Raw genomic sequence first — 18,520 nt, 5'->3', positions numbered from 1 at the left:
AGCGTTCCCTGCCGGGCAAAGCCTAAAGTAGCCTAGCACCCCAAGCCAGCTAAAGCAAGCAAATATGACCTTGCTCACGGGGCGGGAAGGCCTAAACCGAGCCAGCGGCTCGAGAGCCGCAGCCCAATGGTGACCAGGGCCCCCGAGACCACCGCCAGGGCCGCGTAGGTGGGCAAAAACGTGTAAATCAAAAACACCACCGCGGCCCCCCCGCTGGCCGCCGAGGCGTAGAGGTCGCGGTTGCGGTAGAAGATGCCGGGAATCTCTCCGGCCAGCACGTCGCGCAGAACCCCACCCCCCACCCCCGAGACCGTACCCACAAACACACAGCCCCAAAACCCCAGCCCAAATGCCAGAGCCCGCTCGGCCCCCAGTGCCGCAAACAGCCCCAGGCCAACGGTATCGAGGTAGTAGATGGGGCGCTCGAGCCGGCCCAGCCGCTGATTGAACCGCCACACCACCAGGGCCACCAGAAACACCAGCCACAGCACTGCCTCATTGCGCAGCGAGCCAGCGGGCAGCGAGCCCACCAGCACATCCCGGATGGCGCCCCCGCCAATGGCGGTAACCCCGGTCAGCACGATAATGCCCACCAGGTCGAAGCGTTTTTGCACCGCCACCAGTGCACCCGAGACCCCAAAAGCCAGGAGACCGGCCCAGGACAGAACATCAAGCAACTGCCAGTGCTGCATAAAGAAAGAAGGCTAGCTTTTTTCACCCTGTTTTTCCGGGAGGGGCTCGAGGTAGACCACCACCCGGCACTGGGCGTGGTCGGGGGCCAGACCCTCGGAGGTTTTGAAGGTGAGGCCCACCCGCTTTTCGGGCAGGCCGGTCAGCAGGGCCAGGTGTTGCTGGATGCTCGTGCGGTGCGGCCCCAGCTTGGGCCGGTCGAGCGTCACCACCGCTGAAAGCTGGCTGAGCCGATAGCCGCTCTCGCGTACCTTTTGCAAGACCACCTCGAGGATCACCCGGCTTTCCAGGCCCTTCCACTTGGGGTCGTGGTCGGGGAAGTAGCTGCCGATGTCGCCCAGCGCAAAAGCCGAGAGCAGGGCATCGGAAAGGGCATGTAGAAGGACATCGCCGTCGGAATGCGCTATAGCACCCCGGTCGCTCTCGATGCGCACACCCCCCAGCCAGAGCTCGCGCCCCTCGCCCAGGCGGTGCGCGTCTTCGCCGTAACCCACGAGCAGTTGTGACCAAGTAGAAGGCTTCTCTGCCACGCAGATATCCTAACGCCTTTGGCTGCACGGAGCCATTCGCGCGGAACCCACCAGAGGGCTGGGCAAGACTTGAAGCCAGAAGCGCTTTGCCATAAACTTTGACTCAGTATAACTTTTAAGGAGCAGCCATGAAGGAAGCGGTTATCGTCAGTGCGGTTCGCAGCGCCGTTGCACGCGGCAAAAGCGATGGTTCTTTAGCCAGCGTACACCCCATCGACCTCTCGGCCGAGGTGATGAAAGCAGCCGTGACCAGGGCCGGTGTAGACCCCGCCCTCATCGAAGACATTCAGTGGGGGTGTGCGATGCCCGAGGCCAGCCAGGGCCTGAACGTAGCCCGGCTCTCCATGCTGCGGGCTGGCTTCCCCGTAGAGGTCTCGGCGGCGACCATTAACCGGTTCTGCTCCTCGGGCCTGCAAAGCGTGGCCTATGCAGCCCAGGCCATCATGTCGGGCATGAACGAGGTGGTGCTGGCCGGGGGTGTGGAGATGATGAGCCAGGTGCCGATGTCGGGTTACCACACCCAGCTCCACCCCGAGCTGACCGAGGCCTATATCGGCATGGGCTTCACCGCCGAGCGGGTGGCCGAGCGCTGGGGTATTAGCCGTGCCGACCAGGACGCCTGGGCCCTGCGGAGCCACCAGAAAGCCTTGGAGGCCCAGGCCCGGGGCGCTTTCGACGAGCAAATTGTGCCCATCCCGGTCAAAAAGGTGCACTGGAAAGGAAGCAAAAAGCAAGTGGAGGAAGTGTTGTTTGCCAAAGATGAGCTTCCCCGTGCCGATACCAGCCTCGAGCGCCTCGCCAAACTCAAGCCCGCCTTCAAGGAAGGGGGCACTGTGACCGCCGGTAACGCCTCCCCCTACTCCGATGGGGCCGCGGCTGTGCTGTTGATGAGCGCGGACAAAGCCAAAGAGCTGGGCCTAAAACCGCTGGCCCGGTTTATCTCCTTTGCTACGGGTGGGGTAGACCCGGACATTATGGGTGTGGGCCCCATCAAGGCCGTGCCCAAGGCCCTGGCCAAAGCCGGTGTTACCCTGGACGACCTCAAGCTCATCGAGTTCAACGAAGCTTTTGCAGCCCAGGTGCTGGCGGTGATGCGGGAGCTGCAAATGAACCCCGAAAAAGTCAACGTCAACGGTGGGGCCATTGCGCTGGGCCACCCCCTGGGTGCGACCGGAGCCAAGCTCACCACCCAGCTTATCCACGAACTTGGCAAGCGCGGGGGCGGGCTGGGTATGGTGACCATGTGCATTGGTGGTGGGATGGGGGCTGCTGGGGTGTTTGAGGTGTACCCGCAGGCCTGAGAGGGGCCTGTGCGAGTCCTATGAAAATCGGGCTGTGGCAGGGTGGCGAAAATTGGGCCGCTAGAGCGGATTCTTTTCGTGAATCGATGGGGTGTGTATGTTTGAACCTGGGCTTCTAAAGGATAAGGTGGTGCTGGTTACAGGGGGCGGTACAGGCCTTGGCCGCTCAATGAGCACGCGTTTTCTAGAGCTGGGGGCCAAGGTGGCCATCACCAGCCGCCGGGCCGAGACCATCGCCCAGGCCGCCCAGGAGATGATGCAGCAAACCGGCGGGGAGGTTTTCGCCACACCGGTGGATGTGCGCGACCCCGAGGCGGTGCGGGCCATGATAGATGCGGTGGAGGCTCATTTTGGCCGAATTGACGTGCTAATCAACAACGCCGCAGGCAACTTTATTTCGCCCACCGAGCGGCTGTCTTACCGGGCTTTTGATTCGGTTCTGAATATCGTGCTGCACGGCACGGTGTACTGCACCCTGGAGGTGGGCAAGCGCTGGATTGCCAAAGGGCAGAAGGGCACCATGCTCAACATCGCCACCACCTACGCCCAGACCGGTTCGGGGTATGTGGTGCCCTCGGCCACGGCCAAGGCCGGGGTGGTGGCCTTAACCAAGTCGCTGGCGGCGGAGTGGGGCAAGTACGGCATCCGCCTCAACGCCATCGCACCGGGGCCTTTCCCCACCGAGGGAGCCTGGACGCGCCTGATGCCCACCCCGGAGATCGCCCAGATGTTCGAGAAGAAGATTCCCCTGGGGCGGGTGGGCCAGCACATCGAACTGGCCAACCTGGCTGCATACCTGATCTCGGATTATGCCGGTTTTATCACCGGCGACGTTATCACCATTGACGGGGGCGAGACGGTCTGGAATGCTGGGGAGTTCAATGTGCTGGACGCGGTGACCAAAGAGCAGTGGGACATGCTCGAGGCCATGCGTAAAAAAAGCTGATCCTTCCAGCCAGTCTTGGCATGGCACAATAGAAGCGTGGAACTGATTCAACCGTACATCGGCCAGCTCACCTTTGGAGGGCTGGCAGGTTTCGCCGTAGGCTTTGCCATCAAGACCGTGGGCCGCTGGGTGGCCATCATTCTAGGTCTGATCTTTGTGGTGGTGCAGGTGCTGGCCTCGATGGGTTACATCGCCGTAGACTGGACGCGCATCCAGCGCGACGTAGAACCTTTATTGCAACAGGATCAGATCAAAGGCGCCTGGGATGCTTTGGTTCGGGTGCTCACCACCAACCTGCCCTTCGGCGGGGCTTTTGTGGCGGGTTTGCTGCTGGGCCTGCGGCGGGGCTAGGCATACTGGGCGCGGAGCAACTGGGCCCGGCTGGAGAGTTCCCCTAATCGATCCAGGTCAACCCCGGTGACCCGGCCTTGCTGGGCTAGGTAAGGCAAGACCTGCTCGGTGGCCAGGTTGCCTACCAGGTCGTCGCCCGCAAACGGACAGCCGCCGATTCCGCCCAGGGCCCCCTCGAGCCAGCCCACCCCAGACGCCAGGGCCACCCGCACCTTGTCCAGGGTGTGTTCCGGGCGGCTGTGCAGGTGCAGCCCCAGGTGCTCATCCAGCCCGCCGGCCTGGGCCACGGCTTCCAGAGTCTGGGCGATGGTCTGGGCCGAGGCCACCCCGTAGGTGTCAGCCAGCACGATGCCACTCAGCCCAGGTAGCGCTCGCATGCGCTGCACAAACTGTGCCGTCAGGCCCGGTGTCCAGGTATCGCCGTAGGGGTTGCCAAAGGCCATCGAGAGGTAGACCACAAACCTGAGCCCCTGGGCCTCGGCCAGGAGCTGTTGCAACACCGGCCAGGACTCCTCAATCCCCAGGTTGAGGTTTTTGCGCTGAAAGGTCTCGGAGATGGAAAAGGGGTAGCCCACCGCGGTCAGGTGGGCGGCCTGTCGGGCCCGCTCGAGGCCCTTCAGGTTGCCGATGATAGCCAGGTACTCCCGCCCTTGCGGCGCGGGCAGGGCGGCCAGCACCGCCTCGGCATCGGCGTGCTGGGGCACCCATTTGGGCGAGACAAAGCTGGTGAGGTCGAGGTTTGTAAAACCGGCCTCGAGCAGCTCCAGCAGATAGCCCACCTTTTCTTCGGTCGGGATAAACCGGGCAAAACCCTGCCAGGAGTCCCGTGGACACTCCACCCACCTCACAGTTCCTCACTATACCGGGCGATGCCCTCCGGCTGCACCACGTAGAGTTCGCCCCAGAGCGGAAAGCCCAGGCGAAACACATCGCGCAGGATTTCGCGCATCAGTTCGGGGTCAATCACGCCGGGGCGCAACACGATGCGCGGAAAACTCAGGGGAAAGCGCACGGGGTCGGAAAAGTCCAGGTCGAGCGTGACCAGCACGTAGTTGTGGCGCTCGGCGTAGGCGTACAACACCTGATCGGAGCGCCCTGTAAGGCCCACCTCCCGGGCTGTGACCACCTCGTGGCCCTCGCCAATCAGCCACCACAAGACCCGCTGGGGGATGTTTTCGTCGAGCAGAATTCGCATTACTCTTCGTGCAGGGCGATCCACTCGTAGTTAGTCGAGCGGGCCCCGTACAGCAAGGCTGCCTGGATATCCTGGCGGGTGAGTTCCGGCCATTGCAACAACACCTCTTCGATGGACATCTGCGAGGCCAGGGCTTCCAGCACCATGTGCACCGCGATGCGGGTTCCCTTGAGGCGGGGCCTGCCGCGCAGAACGTCGGGGTTGGCGCTTATGCGGGAGAGGAGTTCGCTTCGAGCCTGTGCGCCGAGCTTCATAAAGTACCTCCCTCGAGGCGGGGTTACCGACTCATCATAGCGGGTTTTATTCCGGCGGAGAGTGATTTAACAGCAACAGCCCTCAGAAATTCACACCGGGCACCTGCCGGGTAGCCTCGTCGACTTCGAAGAAGGGTTTGGGTTTCTTGCCCATGAGCTGGGCGACGAATACGCCGGGAATGGTGGTTACGGTGTTGTTGAAGTCCAGCACGGTGTCGTTGAAGAACTGGCGGGAGTAGGCGATCTTGTTTTCGGTCTCCTCGAGCTGCCCTTGTAACTCCCGGAAATTGGCATCAGCCTTGAGCGCGGGGTAGGCTTCGGCAATGGCAAAAACGCTGCGCAGGGCCTGGGTGAGCTGGTTGGAGGCCGCCGATTTTTCCTCGATGCTGCCAGCCGATAGCATCCGCTCGCGGGCCTGGGTGACCCGGTCGAAGACCCCGGTCTCGTGGGCGGCATAGCCCTTGACGGTGTTGACCAGGTTGGGAATCAGGTCGTTGCGCCGCTTGAGCTGCACATCTACCTGCGAGAGTGCGTTGTTCACCCGATTTTCCAGGGTGATGATGCGGTTGTAGTACAGAACGAATAAAGCCACCACCAGCAGAACCAGGATCAACAGGATTTCCATACCTTATTCCTCCCTGGGCTCCATTATCGAGCCCCACTCGAGCCGCCACCACCAGAAGAACCTCCCCTCGAGCTACCCCCAAAGCCTCCACTGGAGCCGCTCGAGGAGGGCCTGAGGGCCCGCTCGAGGCTCTCCAGGTTGCGGGCGATCTGCTCGAGGCCCCCGGTCATCCGGCTGATCTGTTGCAGCATCTCGCTCGAGGCCAGCGCGGTGCTTGCCTGGCCCAGGCTCGACCCTGGAATCCAGCGCGGCAGGGCCACCATCTCGGGTCGCTGCTGGGCTACCTGACGCAGGTTGCGCAAGTAGCGCTCGGCCACGCCCAGGGCCGCGGCGTACACAAAGTGATAATCCCACATTTTGAAGTGCTCGGCTGGGGCCCGTTCCATCTGGGAGAAGTCGGCCAGGAAATTGCGGTAGGCTTGCCAGCGTTTGGCCTTTAGCAGCTTATCTGGCATCCAGCGGCTCAGAGACCCAAAGGCCAGAAAGCCCAGCGCCAAAAGGCCCAGCCCCCCCAGCACGCCGCTCAGCATCAGCACCCCGACCCACAAGGCCCCGTTCCAGGCCTCCAGCAGGCGGGGCCCGGCGGTAAGGGCGAGGAAGAAGAATACAAAGCCCAGCCCCACCAACCACCCCCCCCATCGAGCCGCGACCCTGCTGCTCCTGGCATCGAGCAGTGGGCCGTAGGTGGCCTCGTAGATGGCCCTGGGGCGGCGGCCCAGGCTGGTCAGGAGGCTGGGGTGCTGCCGGAAAAATTGCTTGAGCTCGCTGGGCTTAAGCACGCCGTCCGGGCCGGCGGCGCTTCTGAGCAGGCGCCAGACCTCGCTTTCCAGGGGGGTGGCGTGCTCAGGTGGGGAGACCAGCCGGAAGTGGGTCTCGCTGCCCCCAAGCCAGCCGAACAAGCCCGGATTCTCGCGCTGGATGAGCTCGACCGAGCCCCGCCGGGCCCAGTCCAGCAGGGTGGCGGCAATCATCCGGCCCAGCATGCTCTGGCCGGGGTCGGTTTGGGTTAACACGTAGGGCACCAGGCCGGGCGGTATTTCTTCGGGGGGTTCCCGGTAGTAGCGGCCCACCTCTTCGGTCTGGGGTTCACGGCCAAAGCGCGCGTAAGCGCGCAGGAACAGACCAAAGAGTACGACCGGCAGCACCAGCGGCCCGACGGCCAGCGCCCAGGCCCAGGCGGGCGCCGACGGGCCGTCGATTAGCTGTCGGGAGCGCTCACGAAAGCCCCGGGTCTCCTCCTCGGTTTCTTGCAGCCATTGCTCGAGCCGGGGCGCGTTCAGGGTGCGAACGCTAAAGGCCCCGGCCTCGAGGATGACCCGGGCCCGCACAAACTCGTTCTGGCTGACCGGGGCCAGCCGCACGGTGGCAACCTGCTGGGCTGGGTCGAACTCGAGCGTTCCGATGCGCCCCCTTCCGGTAAAGATAAACACCCGGAACAACCCCGGCACGGGCCTGGGGGCATGCAGCCGCAGCAGATAAGCGCCCACAGCGGCGTGTTCGGGCTCCAGCACCTGCCGGTCGAAGAGGGCTGCATCCTGGGCCACGGCGACCTCGTTGCTCAGGGTATAGCTGATGCGGAAGGTGCGGCGCTGGTTCTCGGCCAGCACCGGCAGGTTGCCCGAACGGTCGGGGGGGCCTGCGGTCAGGCTGATGCGGTTGCCTTCCACCTCGTACCGGATGGGCGGGCCTCCGTCCAACGCGCGGGCCTCCTCGAAGCGCACCTGCCCGCCTCGGCGGGGGTCGATCTCCAGGAAGACCTCCCGGAAAACGCCGTCGAAGCGCCAGGTGCGCACATCCACCACCCGCACCAGCCCATTGGGCAGGAGATACACATCCTGCTCGACCCGCTCGAGGCTGTAGCTTTTTCCCCAGGCCAGCGCCAGGAAAACCAGGGCGGCCAGGATAGGGCGCAGGGGGCTCACCCCTTCAGCCTACCTCGAGCCGGGTTGGTTGTAGGCGGGGTCAGCCCAATCCCAGCCGCGCGGCATCGGCTTTCATGGCCTCGAGCACAAAGGCCATATGCTCGTCAAGCTCGACCCCCAGCTCCTGTGCCCCGCGCACGATGCTCTCCCGATCCACCTTAGCGGCAAAGGCTCTGTCCTTGAATTTCTTTTTGAGGCTGGGCAGCTCGAGGCTCTGGATGCGCTTGTCGGGGCGCACATACACCGCCGCCGTAATCAGGCCTACCAGCTCATCCACGGCAAACAGCGCCTTGGACATCAGGGAGGTGCGGGGGTGCTGGGGGCTGTCCACGTGGCCCAAAATGGCCTCGAGCACGTCCTCGGGGTAGCCCATTTCGCGCAGCATGGCGACCCCTTTGTAGGGGTGTTCTTGGGGGAATTGCTCGTAGTCAAAGTCGTGGAGAATGCCGGCAATGGCCCACTTTTCTTCGGGCTGCCCATATTTTCTGGCATAGGCCCGCATGGCGGTTTCGACGGCCATCATGTGCTTTTGCAGGCTCTCCGAGGGGGTGAACCGCTTCATGAGGGCCAGGGCATCTTCATACACCATGTAGATAGCCATATGCGCCCATTCTCGGGAGCTCCGCTGCCGGGGTCAAGGGCCTGCTCGGCGGGCGCCGCTGCTCCAGGCCAGGTGCTCGGCGATGCGCGGGAACCAGCGCGCCAGCCGGTCAAAGGCGTATAGCTGCCAGGGAACAAACATCGTCCGGGCCTCGAGCTCGATGGCCCGCACAATGCCCAGGGCCGCTTGCCGGGCGGTGATGGGGGGGATCAGCCGTCCTATCCTGGGAATGCGCCCCTCGGTGTCGCTGTGGCGAAGAAAATACTCGCTATCGCTGATTTTACCGGGGAAAAAGGCGCATACCCGAAGCTTGCTGTGGTACAGGTCGGCCCGTAGAGCCTCGGTCAGGCCGTTCAGGGCCCAGCGGGCCGCCACATAGCCGGTTGCCCCGGGCCAGACCAGGCGGCTGGCAGGCGAACACACCGCAAGAATAAAGCCCCGGTTGCGCTCCAGCATGGCGGGTAGAAAAACCCGGGTGAGGTAGGCGGCGCTGAAGTAGGGGGTGTCCATCAAGCGTTGAAGGTCTTCCAGGGGGGTCTCATCTAAAAAGCGCCACTCCCCGGCCCCGGCGCTGTGCACCAGCACATCCGGAGGGCCCACCTGACCCAGCACCCACTCCCCCAGGCGGGCGGCTTCCTGTGGCCGGCTCAGATCGGCGGCAAAGGCCCAGGCCTGCCCACCCTGGGCCTGGATTTGCGCGGCAACCTCCGCTAGAAGCTGTGCTCGGCGGGCCACCAGCACCACCCGGGCTCCCCGCGCGGCCAGCTCGAGGGCCGTGGCTTTACCTATCCCGCTGCTGGCCCCGCTGATTACACACAGGCTCCCGGCGATCTTCATAGCTCGATAAGAGTGTACTCAAAGGCGTTGATCACCCGTACCCCTTCCGGGCTGGTGTACTCGCGCCGGGGCTGGGCCTCGTAGAGGTGGATGTGGCCGTGAACGTGAATCTTTGGGCGGTACAGGCGGTGGAACAGGCCCAGCGCCGTGCTGCCGCGGTGGGCAAAGTCGGAACCGGCGTGGGCCCCAGGTGGGGGGGCATGGCTGAGCAGGATATCGACGCCGTGGCCCGTGCGCCAGCGGCGGTGTATGAGCCGCGGGTACCAGGCCAGGAACCGGGCCTGCGCGTCTATTTCGTTGTACTGCCCTATATCGCGGTCGTTGTAGCGGGGACACCCCCCCCAGCCCGCAATCCGCACCCCGGCCACATCCACAATGCGCCCGTGGGCCTTGATGGCCCCGCCAGGGGGGGTGAGGTTGCCGAGGTAATCCTGGACGTACTCCTCTTTGTGATTGCCGTGCACGTACACCACCGGCACCCGCACCTTGGTTGCCACAAACTCGATATAGCTGCCGGGTAAGTCCCCGGCCAGCAACACCAGATCGAAAGGTGGCAGGTTGTGCGGAAAGCGCTCCTGATGGATAAACGGGTGAATTTGGTCGGAGAGCGCCAATATACGCATGGTGAGAACCCTATGGCTGCTCGGGCCGATATCGGCTGTATGTGGCTGTTGCTGCCCTCCACCGGGGCCTTACGGTGTTTATGAAGGTTGCTTTGCAACCCGGTGGCTGGGCCTCGAACAGTTCCACGAGCAGTCCTAGACTAAAGCCAACACCCCAACTGGGTATAGTCTAAGCGGCGCTGGCTCGAGTTTGTCAAATCGGGCGGGCCGGTTGCACGGCTTGGGTTGTGGGTTAATATCGAGCCCATGAGACCGACCCTCTCGGTGGTGAACCTCGAGGCCCGCCCGGTGCAGCGGGTCTGGGGTGGTACGCGCCTTGCCAAGCACCTGGGTTTGGAGGCCCAGGAGCCCATCGGTGAACTCTGGCTTGCTTACGACCAGAACCGGATTCGCTCGGGGCTGCTGGCCGGCCGGACGCTGGCGGAAGCGCTGCCCGAACTTGGGCCGGGCTTTATTGGCCGGGCGGCCTATAGCCGCTACGGCCTCGAGCTGCCCTTGCTGGTCAAGCTGCTCGACACCGCCGAGTGGCTCTCGGTACAGGTGCACCCCGACGATGCCTATGCTCACACGGTAGAAGCCGCCACCGGTTTTCACGGCAAAACCGAGGCCTGGTACATCCTCGAGGGCGAGGGTGAGATCGTCTACGGGTTGCGCGCCCCGATGGAGCGCGAAAGCCTGGCCCAGGCAGCCCAGGGTGGCGCCCTTTGGGGCTGGTTGCAGCGCGAGTGGGTGGTACCGGGGCAGGTGATCCCGGTGCCCGCGGGAACCATTCATGCCCTGGGGCCGGGCTTGCTGCTCTACGAGGTGCAGCAGCGCTCCGATCTGACCTACCGCCTCTACGACTACGGGCGCCCCCGCGAACTGCATTTGCAGAAAGGGCTGGATGTGGCCCGGCTCGAGCCCACCCCGCTTCCACGCCCCACCCCGCTGCCAGCTCACCACAAGGAAATCCTGCTGGCGGGTGAGGCCTTTGTGCTCGAGCGCTACCAGCTCTGTGGCCGACTGACCCTACAGGCCCCTGCGGATAGCTTCTTGCTCCTGACCCTGGTGGCCGGGGGGGGCGAGTGGCTGGAAGGCCCACTCTGGTGGGGTGATACCTTACTGATTGGGGCGGGGGAGGGGCTTGAACTCACCGGACAGGCGCAACTGTTGGGGGCGTTTGTGCCCTCCCCCGACTCACTACAGTGGTATCCCCAGGCGGTTCGGATGCCTTGGTAGGCGCGCTTTGTTTCCTGACCGGGAAGTCTGCTAGCATTAAACCATGCTGCAGTACGATCAACTACCCCTAGGCGCCGATCTTATCGATGCAGAGCTGCCCGATCTTTCGGGACAGACCGTGCGGCTTTCAGCCTTCAGCGAGCCGTTTCTGGCGGTCATCTTTATCTGCAACCACTGCCCTTACGTCAAGGGCTCCATCCGGGAAATCGTGGCCCTGGCCGATAAGTATCGGGGTAAGGTGGCTTTTGTGGGTATCAACGCCAACGACTACGAGCGCTATCCAGAGGATTCCCCCGAGGGGATGCGGGCCTTTGCTGCAGCCCACAACCTCAACTTCCCCTACCTGCTCGACGAGACCCAGGCCACCGCAAAAGCCTACAAAGCCCTGCGCACCCCCGAGGTGTTTGTCTTCGATCAGGGCCGTAAGCTGCGCTACCACGGCCGGGTCAACGATGCGCCCAAGGATCCCTCCGGGGTGCAGGAGCATACCCTGGACATGGTGTTGGCAGCCTTGACGCAGGGGCAGGAGCCCCCGATTACCGAGGCCGACGCGATCGGCTGCACCATCAAGTGGAAGCCTGGCTACGAGCCCACGGTGCGTATCGGATAACACCGGGCTTTGAACAACCTAGGCCTACTCGTGGGTCAGGTCGTAGGTTTCCAGCACCTCACCCCAGGCCTTGCTCAGGCAGAAGCCATCCCAGATGGCTTTAACCGAGCCTTTGGCTGGTGGGCGGCGGAGAATCAGGGAAGCGGGGCGGATCAGGCGGCTCGAGCTCGGGTACTGCCCCAGCGGGTTGTTGTGGCTTGGCATCAGGGTGGTCTCCATAAGGTTCCCTCCTTAGGAGAGCAGGATAGGGTAAACGGTGTTGTTTTTGTGAATCCGAATCCGGCAATTTATACACACAATGTTGAATATACACACAAAATGTCACACCATACCTAATGTACTTGCGGACTGCTTACACAAAAACCATCCTTAATTGGTGTAATTCGATATATAGCTACTCGGAACCTGGCTGTATGCACTTGAGGGTAGGTGCCTCGAGGGGTTTCTTAGCTGGGCTGAAGGGGCCGCCGCTGGCTAGGAACCGGTTCTGCTGGATGCCCTGGCCTCAACCAGGGCTTTGACGGCCGCTGCAACCTCTGGGTAAGGGGGTTCCTGGGCTGGCACCTCGGCCACCCAGGCCCAGGCGATCTGGCCGGATGCATCCACCACATAGGCGGCCCGCTGGGCGAAGCCGGGCAGGCCCCGCAGGCTGATCTCGAGGCCAAAGGCCCGGGTGGCCTCCCGGTTGTAATCGGAGAGCAAGGGAAAGGCCAGCCCCAGCGACCGGGCGTAAGCGGCCAGGGTCCAGGGGGTATCCACGCTCAGGCCGTAGACCTCAGCCCCGAGCTGGTTGTACTCTGCCAGGCCATCGCGCACGGTGCAAAGCTCCTTTTCGCACACGCGGGTGTGGGCAGCAGGAAAGAAGAGCAGCACCAAGGGCCTTCCCGTAGCAAGGGTTGTTAGCGAAATGGGCTCGGCAGCGGTATTGAACACGGTCACATCGGGCAGACGGTCGCCAACCTGTATAGCCATAGCACACCCAGGTTAACCCAAAAATTGCCTTCGCGCGCCTCCTGCCCTGGCCGGGTAGATAGCGCGCCCGAACCAGGGCGGAACCCCTACCCCATCCACTATTTACCTGACCAAAGGATATTAGACTCATGGGTATGACAGTGCGACGTCGCAAAACGCCAACGGTCTGGGTTGGCAAAGTCCCCAAAGGAGGCGACCATCCGGTGGTGGTACAGTCGATGACCAACACCGACACCGCCGATATCGAGGCCACAGTGGGGCAGGTCTGGGCCCTGGCCCGCGCCGGCTCCGAGGTTGTACGCATGACCGTCAACAACGATGAAGCCGCCAAGGCCGTGCCGGAGATCAAGCGCCGCTTAGCCGACCTGGGGGTGGATGTGCCCCTGGTAGGGGATTTTCACTTCAACGGCCATATCTTGCTGCGCAAATACCCCGAGATGGCCCTAGCCCTGGACAAATACCGCATCAACCCCGGCACGGTAGGGAAGGGTAAACAGCAAGACCCCAACTTCCGAACCATGTGCGAGGTGGCCGTGGAGTTTGGTAAGCCGGTGCGGATTGGTGTGAACTGGGGTTCGCTGGATGCGGGGTTGCTCGACGAGATGATGGAGGCCAATGCGGCCCGCCCTGAGCCCAAGGATGCCCACCAGGTTACGCTCGAGACCATTGTGGAGTCGGCGGTGCGCAGCTACGAATGGGCCCTCAAATACGGTCTTGGTGAGGACAAAATCATCCTCTCGGCCAAGGTCTCCAACGCCCCCGACCTGTGGTGGGTCTACCGCGAGCTGGCCAAGCGCACCAATGCCCCGTTGCATTTAGGCCTCACCGAGGCCGGCATGGGGGTGAGCGGTATCGTCAGCAGCACCGCCGGCCTGGTGCCCCTGCTGATCGAGGGCATTGGCGATACCATACGGGTTTCCATCACCCCAGCCCCGGGGGAGCCCCGCACCAAGGAGGTGGAGGTGGCCTTGGAGATTTTGCAGTCCATTGGGCTGCGGCAGTTTACCCCCAGCGTGGCCAGTTGCCCTGGTTGCGGCCGTACCACCAGTACGTTTTTCCAGGAGCTGGCCCTGCAGGTCTCGACCCGCCTCAATGCCCAGATGCCGGTCTGGCGCACCCAGTACCCCGGCGTGGAAAACCTGAAGGTTGCGGTCATGGGGTGTGTGGTCAACGGCCCTGGCGAGTCCAAGCATGCCGATATTGGTATTTCGCTGCCCGGCACGGGCGAGGCGCCGCGCGCCCCGGTCTATATCGATGGTCAGCTCGCCGCCACCCTCAAAGGCGATCGTATTGCCGAAGAGTTTATGGGAATGGTGGAAGAGTACATCCAAAAGCGCTTTGGCAAGCAGCCGGCCTAGCGCTGATTTAGAGCAGCTCGAGCCTGGGCCAACCCAGGAGCAGATCCTGCTCGGTGAGGGCTTCACCCTCGGCCTCGGGCGTCCAGGCCACATAAGCGGCCAGGGTGTTGGTGGGGCTCGAGGTCGCCAGGGCCATCAGGGCCTGTCGTGCTCCCTCGCGGCGCAAAGGGCTTGGTATGGGGGGCAGGCTGCCGCTTACGGCCAGCAATAGGGTTACCAGGATGTAGCGGCCATCAGGTTCAACTTTCGCGCGATACCCTGCCTGCGCCACTTCCCGGCCTTCAAAGTGCCGGTAGGTCTCGGTGAACTCAGAGCGGGTCTCGGTCATCCAGGCGTCAAACTGTCCTTCGGCTTTTTCCAGGCTGCCTGTCCAGACTTCATACATGCCAAAGCGCCAGCCGTCCTGTGCACGCAGTAGAAGTACCGCGGTGTTGTCTATCAGATCGGCCAGCCCTCGAGGGCTTTCCGTCTCGGCTGCCTGGGCGGTCTGGCGCAGGCTGGCCTGTAGCTTGGGGGTATACAGAACCGCCAGCCGCAGCCGGGCCACGCTGCTTTCGACTTCACCTCCGTTGTTGCGGCCTGCCTGTTGAAGGCCGCGCAGCATCGAGATGCTAACCAGCACGATGCCGCCAATAAACAGCAGTGCGATAAGGTCAATGCCATAGCCGACGCCTGGGGTCACATAAATGGGTGGGCGGGCGCTGGGGTAACCTGGGGTTCCCGGAGGGTAGTAGTCGCGGGGGTAGGTGGGGTAACTGGGGTAGCGGCCGGGGGTGGGCAAGGGCAGCGATGGGGATGGTGCGGGGTTGACCCGGGGAATGGAGGGGCCGGGGCGCGGTGTGGAAAAACCTCCCCGGCCTCCCACGCCGCCGCCGCTGCGCTGTGCTAGGGCTGAACCCCAGCTAGGCCAGACCAGATCGGCCTCGACTGAGATGCTGGGCCAGGCGACCACAGCCCAGAGCAACAATAGAACCCGAACCCGGGTGAGTCTCATCTGTTTCAGCATACGGTATCGCGGCGCGGGCGCTTATTGCTATTGATATAATCATTAAAGTTGATAATAATAGACTCAGGGTGCGAATTCATACACCCGTCAACGCAAAGCCTGCGCTGCCTGTACACTTGCGATAGATAGGGAGTTACTTATGGACAAAACTGAAAAAAACAACACGCATCTTCCCGAGAGGCTCCCGGTCTGTCCGGTACGTGGCTCGGTGATTTATCCCAGCATGGTGATGCCCATCGACGCGGGGCGTCCCATCTCCATACGGGCCATCGAAGCGGCCTTGTCCCAGGAGCGGGTTATCCTGATCGTCAGCCAGCGGGACAAGGAGATTGAGGAACCAGGGCCCGCAGACCTCTACGATGTGGGCACGGCGTGCAACATCCTGAGAATGCGAAAAAACGCCGATGGTTCGGTGCAGATGCTGGTGCAGGCCTTTGCTCGAGTGCAGGTGCAGCAATACCACGCGGCCAGCGGGTATCTGGAAGCCAGTGTGGCCCGGCTGCCAGAGGTTGAAGACAAGGCCACTGAGGTGACTGCGCTTTTCCGCGAGGTCAAGGAGCGCTTCGAGACCCTGCTACGGGAAGGCAAGTATGTATCGCCCGAGGTGGCCCAGTTTGTGCTCAATCTGGAAGACCCCTCACAACTGGCTGACTACATCGCCTTCCACCTGGATTTCAAGCTGGAGGTTAAGCAGCAGATTCTGGCGACCCCTTCGGTGGTGGATCGCCTCAAGCGCATCGCTGTTTTGCTGGATGCCGAGCTCGATCTAGTGGAGACCCAGCGGCGTATTCAGCAGCAGGTTAAAGAGGAAATTGACAAGAATCAGCGGGAGTTCTTCCTGCGCGAGCAGATGAAGGCCATCCAGCGTGAGCTGCACGGGGAAGAGGGCGAGATGGAGGTAGAGGAGTTTCGCCAGAAAATTGCTGCGCTGAACCTGCCTCCAAGCGTTTTGCCCGAGGTGGAGCGGGAGCTTTCGCGCTTTGCTCGCATGCACCCCGATTCCGCCGAAGCCAGCGTGGTGCGCACCTACCTGGACTGGATTATCAACCTGCCCTGGAATACCCGTACGGAAGACCAGATTGACCTTCAGGAAGCCAAGAAGATCCTGGATGAAGATCACTACGGCCTGGAGAAGGTCAAGGATCGGGTGCTGGAGTATCTGGCGGTGCGTAAGCTGAAGCTCGAGCGCCAGAAAAAAGGTGAGATTCCCCCTGAAGAGGTCTCCAAAGGCCCCATCCTGCTGTTTGTGGGGCCGCCGGGGGTGGGCAAGACCTCCATCGCCAAGTCCATCGCCAAGAGCCTGGGCCGTAAATACCACCGCATCTCGCTGGGGGGCGCCCGCGACGAGTCCGACATTCGCGGCCACCGCCGCACCTACATTGGGGCCATGCCGGGCCGCATTATCCAGGGCATGCGCCAGGCCGGTAGCAAGAACCCCGTTATTCTGCTGGACGAGGTGGACAAGCTGGGGGTTTCCTACCAGGGCGACCCTGCGGCGGCCTTGCTCGAGCTGCTCGACCCGGCGCAGAACAAAGAGTTCACCGACCACTACCTGGGGGTTCCGTTCGACATGAGCGAGGTGCTGTTCATCTGCACCGCCAACTTCCCGGAGAACATCCCAGGCCCCCTGTTCGACCGCATGGAGCTGATCGAGTTTACCAGCTACATCGAGCAGGAGAAGCTCGAGATCGCCAAGCGGTACCTGCTGCCCCGGCAGATGGTGGAGAACGGGCTCAAGGAGAACCAGGTGCACATCACCGAGGCGGCCCTGATGCGCCTGATTACCCACTACACCCGGGAGGCCGGGGTGCGCAACCTCGAGCGCGAGATTGGCACCTTGCTGCGCAAATCGGCCCGCGCCATTTTGGAAGGTGGAAAGAAGCGGGTGCGCATCGGCGAGGGCGATCTGGAAAAATACCTGGGCCCGGCCCGCTTCCAGCCTGAATCCGAGGCCCGGACGCCCCAGATTGGGGTGGCTACGGGGATGTTCTACACCCCGGTGGGGGGTGACATCATGTTCATAGAGGTCTCGGTGATGCCGGGCAAGGGCAACCTGATCCTGACCGGCCAACTCGGCGATGTGATGAAGGAGTCAGCCCGGGCGGCGCTTTCGTACGCCAAGAAGAATGCGGCCCGCTTTGGCATACCCCTCGAGCGTTTCGACAACTCGGACGTACACATTCACGTTCCGGCAGGGGCGGTGCCCAAAGAAGGCCCCTCAGCGGGCATCGCCATTACCGCGGCTTTGGTCTCGGCCCTGGCTGAAGTGCCTGTCCGCAACGATGTAGCCATGACCGGCGAGATTACCCTCACCGGACGGGTGCTGCCCATCGGGGGGGTCAAGGAAAAAATTCTGGGTGCCCGACGGGCGGGAATCCGCGAGGTAATTCTGCCCAAGCAAAACCAGCCCGACCTGTCCGATATCCCTGTCTACCTGCGGCAAAACCTGCGCTTTCACTTTGCCGAGTCGCTGGACGAAGCGCTGAACTGGGCGCTGGTAGGAGGATTGGGGGCCCTCGAGCAAAAAGCCACACTACCAGCGAAGAAAAGCCGGCGGAGCAAGGAACAGCCCGTGGCCCGGGCCTAGCCGAAAGAGCCGCTGCATCTTGCAGGCTGGGTGGGTCGTTGCCTGAAGGGGGACTGCCCACCCAGCCCTGGGCGTGGGTCTTTGGGGCTCGCTAGCAAACTGGGCTAGACGGCCTCAGGGGTGGTTTTGGACCTAGCCCCCACGTAGCGCAGGGCTGTCCAGATGAGCACCACCGAGAAAGTCAGCCTAAGCCAGAACTCAGGGAGCTGATTGGCGATCAGACCCCCAGCAGAGGCCCCTGCCAGAATGCCCACCACCAGCCCCGGCACATACTCCTGGGCCAGGTTTCCGTGGCGGTAGTGGGTGTACGACCCCACCAGGGCTGATGGAATCATGGCCAGCAGCGAGGTGCCCTGGGCGGTGTGCTGCTCGAGGCCCACCAGCAGCACCATGATCGGCACCGTAATGGTACCGCCGCCCACCCCCAACAAGCCCGAGGCAAAGCCAGCGACAGCACCGGTAAAGATGAGCGGGATGATGCGCAGCCAGCCCTGCAGGGGCTCTTCCACATGCGGAATATAGGGCTTGAGGATCAGGCTCAGGGCTACCACCACCAGGTACCAGCCAAAAACCCGCTTGAGCTTCCACTCCGGCAAGCGATTGGCAAAGCGGGCCCCCCAGTTGGCCGTGAGCATAGCGCTGGGAAAGATCAGGAGGGCCGCCAACCAGTCCACGGTACCGTGGGTGGCGTAGGTCAGGGCCCCCACCAGGCCAGTAAAGACCACCATCACCAGGCTGGTTGCGACCGCTTTGTGTTGAGATAACTTGAGAAAGGCCGACATCAGCGGAACCGCTACAATGCCGCCCCCAAGCCCCACCAGACCCCCGAACACCCCTGCCAGCAAGCCGATCCACAAACTCGAAAGATTCACGCCTTGTTATACCACGGCCTAT

21 protein-coding genes are annotated in these 18,520 nt (G+C 62.9%); 7 read left to right on the top strand and 14 right to left on the bottom strand.

All coding sequences use genetic code 11. From position 1 onward, the window contains the following. Window positions 1-74 precede the first annotated feature (74 nt). Window positions 75-692, bottom strand: a complete 618-nt coding sequence (locus MRUB_RS11430) for a trimeric intracellular cation channel family protein (protein ID WP_013014519.1) — start codon at window positions 690-692, stop codon at window positions 75-77. 12 nt (window positions 693-704) lie between these two features. Then, window positions 705-1,190, bottom strand: a complete 486-nt coding sequence (gene ispF / locus MRUB_RS11425; protein WP_036198666.1) for a 2-C-methyl-D-erythritol 2,4-cyclodiphosphate synthase — start codon at window positions 1,188-1,190, stop codon at window positions 705-707. 158 nt (window positions 1,191-1,348) lie between these two features. Between ispF and MRUB_RS11420 the strand changes: the two genes are divergently transcribed. The 3 genes from MRUB_RS11420 (at window position 1,349) to MRUB_RS11410 (ending at window position 3,818) form a co-directional block, all read left to right on the top strand. Next, window positions 1,349-2,521: a thiolase family protein gene (locus tag MRUB_RS11420; RefSeq protein WP_013014517.1), complete on the top strand. Its 1,173-nt coding sequence runs from the start codon at window positions 1,349-1,351 to the stop codon at window positions 2,519-2,521. Between the two features lie 97 nt (window positions 2,522-2,618). Beyond that, on the top strand, window positions 2,619-3,467 hold the full coding sequence (locus tag MRUB_RS11415) for an SDR family oxidoreductase (RefSeq protein WP_013014516.1): 849 nt from the start codon (window positions 2,619-2,621) through the stop codon (window positions 3,465-3,467). A gap of 36 nt (window positions 3,468-3,503) precedes the next feature. Further along, on the top strand, window positions 3,504-3,818 hold the full coding sequence (locus tag MRUB_RS11410; protein WP_013014515.1) for an FUN14 domain-containing protein: 315 nt from the start codon (window positions 3,504-3,506) through the stop codon (window positions 3,816-3,818). Here the strand turns inward: MRUB_RS11410 and MRUB_RS11405 are convergent. The 8 genes from MRUB_RS11405 to MRUB_RS11370 form a co-directional block, all read right to left on the bottom strand. Then, window positions 3,815-4,666, bottom strand: a complete 852-nt coding sequence (locus MRUB_RS11405; RefSeq protein ID WP_013014514.1) for a hydroxymethylglutaryl-CoA lyase — start codon at window positions 4,664-4,666, stop codon at window positions 3,815-3,817. The genes MRUB_RS11410 and MRUB_RS11405 overlap by 4 nt on opposite strands. Then, window positions 4,663-5,013 carry a DUF5615 family PIN-like protein gene (locus MRUB_RS11400; protein ID WP_013014513.1) on the bottom strand — a complete coding sequence of 117 codons (351 nt, stop codon included), beginning with the start codon at window positions 5,011-5,013 and terminating at the stop codon, window positions 4,663-4,665. Before MRUB_RS11400 ends, MRUB_RS11405 begins: the two co-directional genes overlap by 4 nt. Further along, window positions 5,013-5,267, bottom strand: a complete 255-nt coding sequence (locus tag MRUB_RS11395; RefSeq protein WP_013014512.1) for a DUF433 domain-containing protein — start codon at window positions 5,265-5,267, stop codon at window positions 5,013-5,015. Before MRUB_RS11395 ends, MRUB_RS11400 begins: the two co-directional genes overlap by 1 nt. An 82-nt stretch (window positions 5,268-5,349) precedes the next feature. Next, on the bottom strand, window positions 5,350-5,892 hold the full coding sequence (locus MRUB_RS11390; RefSeq protein WP_013014511.1) for a LemA family protein: 543 nt from the start codon (window positions 5,890-5,892) through the stop codon (window positions 5,350-5,352). A gap of 23 nt (window positions 5,893-5,915) precedes the next feature. Further along, complete coding sequence (locus MRUB_RS11385; protein ID WP_013014510.1) at window positions 5,916-7,814, bottom strand: DUF2207 domain-containing protein; 1,899 nt, start codon at window positions 7,812-7,814, stop codon at window positions 5,916-5,918. 40 nt (window positions 7,815-7,854) lie between these two features. Then, window positions 7,855-8,415: an HD domain-containing protein gene (locus tag MRUB_RS11380; protein ID WP_013014509.1), complete on the bottom strand. Its 561-nt coding sequence runs from the start codon at window positions 8,413-8,415 to the stop codon at window positions 7,855-7,857. A gap of 33 nt (window positions 8,416-8,448) precedes the next feature. After that, complete coding sequence (locus tag MRUB_RS11375) at window positions 8,449-9,252, bottom strand: SDR family NAD(P)-dependent oxidoreductase (protein ID WP_013014508.1); 804 nt, start codon at window positions 9,250-9,252, stop codon at window positions 8,449-8,451. Next, window positions 9,249-9,875, bottom strand: coding sequence for a metallophosphoesterase (locus MRUB_RS11370; RefSeq protein ID WP_013014507.1), 627 nt, complete (start codon window positions 9,873-9,875; stop codon window positions 9,249-9,251). Before MRUB_RS11370 ends, MRUB_RS11375 begins: the two co-directional genes overlap by 4 nt. Before the next feature lie 246 nt (window positions 9,876-10,121). Between MRUB_RS11370 and MRUB_RS11365 the strand changes: the two genes are divergently transcribed. After that, window positions 10,122-11,093 carry a type I phosphomannose isomerase catalytic subunit gene (locus MRUB_RS11365; RefSeq protein WP_013014506.1) on the top strand — a complete coding sequence of 324 codons (972 nt, stop codon included), beginning with the start codon at window positions 10,122-10,124 and terminating at the stop codon, window positions 11,091-11,093. 43 nt (window positions 11,094-11,136) lie between these two features. Next, window positions 11,137-11,703, top strand: a complete 567-nt coding sequence (locus MRUB_RS11360; RefSeq protein ID WP_013014505.1) for a thioredoxin family protein — start codon at window positions 11,137-11,139, stop codon at window positions 11,701-11,703. A gap of 24 nt (window positions 11,704-11,727) precedes the next feature. Here MRUB_RS11360 and MRUB_RS11355 read toward each other — a convergent pair whose 3' ends face one another. Further along, window positions 11,728-11,922, bottom strand: coding sequence for a hypothetical protein (locus MRUB_RS11355; RefSeq protein ID WP_013014504.1), 195 nt, complete (start codon window positions 11,920-11,922; stop codon window positions 11,728-11,730). Between the two features lie 255 nt (window positions 11,923-12,177). Next, window positions 12,178-12,675: a redoxin domain-containing protein gene (locus MRUB_RS11350; RefSeq protein ID WP_013014503.1), complete on the bottom strand. Its 498-nt coding sequence runs from the start codon at window positions 12,673-12,675 to the stop codon at window positions 12,178-12,180. A gap of 134 nt (window positions 12,676-12,809) precedes the next feature. Between MRUB_RS11350 and ispG the strand changes: the two genes are divergently transcribed. Then, window positions 12,810-14,033 (top strand): flavodoxin-dependent (E)-4-hydroxy-3-methylbut-2-enyl-diphosphate synthase, encoded by a 1,224-nt coding sequence (gene ispG / locus MRUB_RS11345; protein ID WP_013014502.1) that lies wholly within the window; start codon window positions 12,810-12,812, stop codon window positions 14,031-14,033. Between the two features lie 7 nt (window positions 14,034-14,040). Here the strand turns inward: ispG and MRUB_RS11340 are convergent, their stop codons facing one another. Next, window positions 14,041-15,027 (bottom strand): DUF1517 domain-containing protein, encoded by a 987-nt coding sequence (locus tag MRUB_RS11340; RefSeq protein WP_241476960.1) that lies wholly within the window; start codon window positions 15,025-15,027, stop codon window positions 14,041-14,043. Window positions 15,028-15,178: 151 nt separating this feature from the next. Between MRUB_RS11340 and lon the strand changes: the two genes are divergently transcribed. Beyond that, window positions 15,179-17,626 (top strand): endopeptidase La, encoded by a 2,448-nt coding sequence (gene lon / locus MRUB_RS11335; protein WP_013014500.1) that lies wholly within the window; start codon window positions 15,179-15,181, stop codon window positions 17,624-17,626. A gap of 104 nt (window positions 17,627-17,730) precedes the next feature. Here the strand turns inward: lon and MRUB_RS11330 are convergent, their stop codons facing one another. After that, window positions 17,731-18,498 carry a sulfite exporter TauE/SafE family protein gene (locus MRUB_RS11330; protein WP_013014499.1) on the bottom strand — a complete coding sequence of 256 codons (768 nt, stop codon included), beginning with the start codon at window positions 18,496-18,498 and terminating at the stop codon, window positions 17,731-17,733. Window positions 18,499-18,520 lie beyond the last annotated feature (22 nt).

Origin of the sequence: Meiothermus ruber DSM 1279, from assembly GCF_000024425.1 — a bacterium.
GTDB classification, from domain to species: domain Bacteria; phylum Deinococcota; class Deinococci; order Deinococcales; family Thermaceae; genus Meiothermus; species Meiothermus ruber.
The sequence above is the reverse complement of the archived record's forward strand: the minus strand, read 5'-3'. Positions and strand labels throughout refer to the sequence as shown.